5 protein-coding genes are annotated in these 3,219 nt (G+C 38.2%); 2 read left to right on the forward strand and 3 right to left on the reverse strand.

What is annotated here, in order from left to right:
* Positions 1 to 532 (forward strand): group II intron maturase-specific domain-containing protein (locus tag JQC92_RS21580; RefSeq protein WP_276315828.1); only part of this gene is annotated, 532 nt, incomplete at its 5' end.
* 300 nt (positions 533 to 832) lie between these two features.
* On the forward strand, positions 833 to 1,336 hold the full coding sequence (locus JQC92_RS21585; protein ID WP_205001593.1) for a hypothetical protein: 504 nt from the start codon (positions 833 to 835) through the stop codon (positions 1,334 to 1,336).
* 1 nt (position 1,337) lies between these two features.
* Here JQC92_RS21585 and JQC92_RS21590 read toward each other — a convergent pair whose 3' ends face one another.
* From JQC92_RS21590 to JQC92_RS21600, 3 genes are read right to left on the reverse strand one after another with little or no spacing between them, the layout of a single operon-like run.
* Entirely contained in the window at positions 1,338 to 1,832 is a 495-nt protein-coding gene (locus tag JQC92_RS21590) for a FlhC family transcriptional regulator (protein WP_205001594.1), read from the reverse strand.
* Positions 1,829 to 2,425, reverse strand: coding sequence for a DUF6475 domain-containing protein (locus tag JQC92_RS21595; protein WP_205001595.1), 597 nt, complete (start codon positions 2,423 to 2,425; stop codon positions 1,829 to 1,831). Before JQC92_RS21595 ends, JQC92_RS21590 begins: the two co-directional genes overlap by 4 nt.
* A 1-nt stretch (position 2,426) precedes the next feature.
* The gene (locus tag JQC92_RS21600; RefSeq protein WP_205001596.1) at positions 2,427 to 2,960 is read right to left on the reverse strand and encodes a hypothetical protein; all 534 of its coding nucleotides are present in this window, start codon (positions 2,958 to 2,960) and stop codon (positions 2,427 to 2,429) included.
* Positions 2,961 to 3,219 lie beyond the last annotated feature (259 nt).

The following is a 3,219-nucleotide window of genomic DNA, read 5'->3' on the forward strand; positions in this document are numbered from 1 at the left end:
TTTTGATTTTCTGGGATTTAATCTCAGAAAGTACAAAGGCAAACTGCTTATTAAACCAAGTAAGAGCAATACACTGTTATTTTTGCGAAATCTGCGTCAACTGATAAGAAAGCATGCAACTGTTTCAGTTAATGATTTAATCAAGTTGTTGAATCCAAAGCTGAGAGGATGGGCGAACTATTACCATCATTGCGTTGCAAAGAAAGTCTTCGGATATGTAGGGCATCAACTATTTCTTGCGTTATGGAGGTGGGCTGTTAGAAAACACATCACAAAAGGGAAACAGTGGGTGGCAAGAAAATACTTTCTGGATAGAAATGGCTACTGGCGATTTCATGGACGTCAGAAAATAGCGGGCATGGACTGTGCGTTTAATCTTGTTGAAATAGCCAGAACACCAATTGAAAGGCATGTAAAAATCAGAGGCGCTGCGACACCTTATGATCCTGAGCATACGGCTTATTTACAAAGGCGTAAGCTTAATAAGCAAAGCAGAAACTCTTGGTTTGAACCTGTCATGCCTGCGTTGTGAAGTTGCTGGGTAACATTAAAGCTTTTGTGGAGGCTTGAGCCGTATGCAGTGAAAGCTGCACGTACGGTTCTTAGGAGAACGACATCTGGTAACAGGTGTCGTTTATCCGACAGAAAAGAGATAAGAAGAGAAAAAACAAAATTGCTTTTCATAAGAGCAACCATTACTCACAACCCTAAAGAATACCAAATTATTACCAAATACTTTCTATTTGTATCGTTATAGAGTAACTTACAGGTTGCTCAATTAATCTCCATCCATGGATGCAAGACCTCATTCATAAGCTGTAAAGGTATCGTTATGAAGCACTGCGTTACTTTAGAATCAATCTCTCTAGACCACAATCAAATGCTTGAACATTGGCTTGAAAGGTATACTCAATTAACAGAACTCTATTTCGATTTTATTGATATTTGGCCAATAGCTTCTGTAACAGTGAATGCGCTGGCTAACTTTCTCAGTAGCCACCTTGCAGTATATGATTACTCCTTATTTGAGCTTTGTATGACAAATGCGGCTATTGAGGCTAGCAATGGTTTTAAGAGTAGCGAGATGGATCTGGTGTTATTCAGTGATTCAATAGCAACTACGACTGCAATTGCACTGAAAGGGGTTTACATCAGGAATCGCATTGGTTTTGAATGGAGTATTTTTACTGGTGTTAGTTTTTCTGATTGGTTAACTCATTATGGGAATAATCCAAATGATGTATCTCAAAACAAGCTAACACTATTGTATGACAACACCGCTATCAGTTTGTGTGAAACCAAAGATAAGATAAAGAAGCAACTCCTTTGCTTTTAACTCAATGCTGGTGCAATTGGCAAAATGGGCAGATCGGTAAAGTTCGTTGCCTTGGTGTTGTGATGTAAAAGTGTCCATTATCACAATGATGGATCTTAACTTGTTTAGCCTGTAAACCTCGAATTAATACCCAACACTCGTTAATGGTTAGTTGTTTCGTCAGCTCAAGTTCTCTATTCTTCTTTAAAATTAATTGATACAGCTTATTCGCTTGAATCAATGCATTAATATCAACTCTTACCGTATCAGACTCAACTAACTCAATGTAATTCTCAATAACAATAGAAGCATGAGCCAGTGATTGTATCGTTGACAAAATGCTAGCTGGTGACGGTAATTGTCCGGCCTTTGGTGACTCACCTTGGACTTCTTTATACAGTGTTCGAATAAGGTTGGAGGAAAGCCCTGTATCTTGCACCACGATATTGGTTTTAAAACCGTATTTGATCAATTCTGCTGCTCGTAAAGTTTGAGAGCTTTTTTGAAGTAAATTCATTGATTCAGCTCCTTAAGTTTCATTTCGTTAGGCTGAGTGTATCTATGTTGAGTTATCTGGTTTTGGTCAGTTAGGAGAGCATATTCGATGTGTTTTGAGCTAGCAGTTTGTTGACAGTCTATAATGCCTTTTAATATTTCAGGGTAGTGATCTGATATGGGTTTACTCAATAGGCATTGATAGTGGCTGATGAAATCCTTTTGTTTAAACGCTAATTCAGATTCCTTCAATTTACACAGTGAAACCCAACCGCCTATTTTTTCAATAACATGGTGAATGAGTACATCATCGAACTTTATTGATGACCAAGCGCCAACATGATGAATGCCATATAAAACCTTTGCCCATGCGGTAAACGCTCTATCATCACCCGTTCCTTCTATCTGCTTAATGACATCGGCAGGTTTTGGGCAAAACTGTCCCATTTCAGGCGACTGAATATGTCCTGTTAAACCATTGCGAATTTGCTGAATGTCATAATGGCTTAAGGCTTCAAAAGCCAATGCTAGTGTTTGCAGAGTAATTTGCTTACTGTATAAGTTGTAAGTGGCAGACCAAACTTCTGCAAATTCTTCTTTGTCGTGATCGGTCATGTTATTTTCTCTTGGTTGATAAGCCTGTCCATTGCTGAACAATCGCTTGGTTATTGCTTTCTAGACTAATTTGAGTGTTATTTTTAGATAGGTGATTAATTGGGGTAATACTTGGATCATCGGCTCGAATAAACTCATCTAGCCATTGTTCATCGGCAAGCCAGTTATGCGGCAATGGAGTCTTAGTTTTATCTTGATACTGTTTTCGATGACGCTTTTGATCTTCCCAGCAATGAATGATGTGCATTGCTCTATCTCCGTCTTTATCTAAACCAAGCTTATTCCAAATATCTTGCGCTTTGTTTTTCTTTTCTCTGCGAATTTGAAGTTGCCAGAAATAATCAAAATGATTAGTTGCGGACTGAGCATCTATTGAGTGAGATTCGACTTTAGTTTGAGTATTGATAGGTAACGGACAATCGGAAATGCGCTGATTGTAATAATCAATAAATGCTGCCGGTAACTTAGGAAGAAATAACGTTAATTTTTGGAGTAGTTTTTGTTTACCTGCAAAGCTATCTGGTACATCAAGCAATAATCGGTAGGCCGCAATTCCTTGGTTTTGATTCTGGATTGGATTGTAGTTTAAGTAATTATTGATCAGTATCCAGTTGGTAACATTACATCGAGTGATGAAATCTCGTTTTTGTTGTCCTTCAAATGTTGCTATAACTCGATGCTGCAGTTTTTAGCGCTTGATAAAAAGTTGATTTGACTTTATAGGTCAAACTACTGCTGCGACTCCATGCTAAGGCATCCAAAGCATAATCAGCATCACAACAGCAGTCTGAAGT

The organism is Parashewanella hymeniacidonis (assembly GCF_016900895.1).
Classification (GTDB): Bacteria; Pseudomonadota; Gammaproteobacteria; order Enterobacterales; family Shewanellaceae; genus Parashewanella; species Parashewanella hymeniacidonis.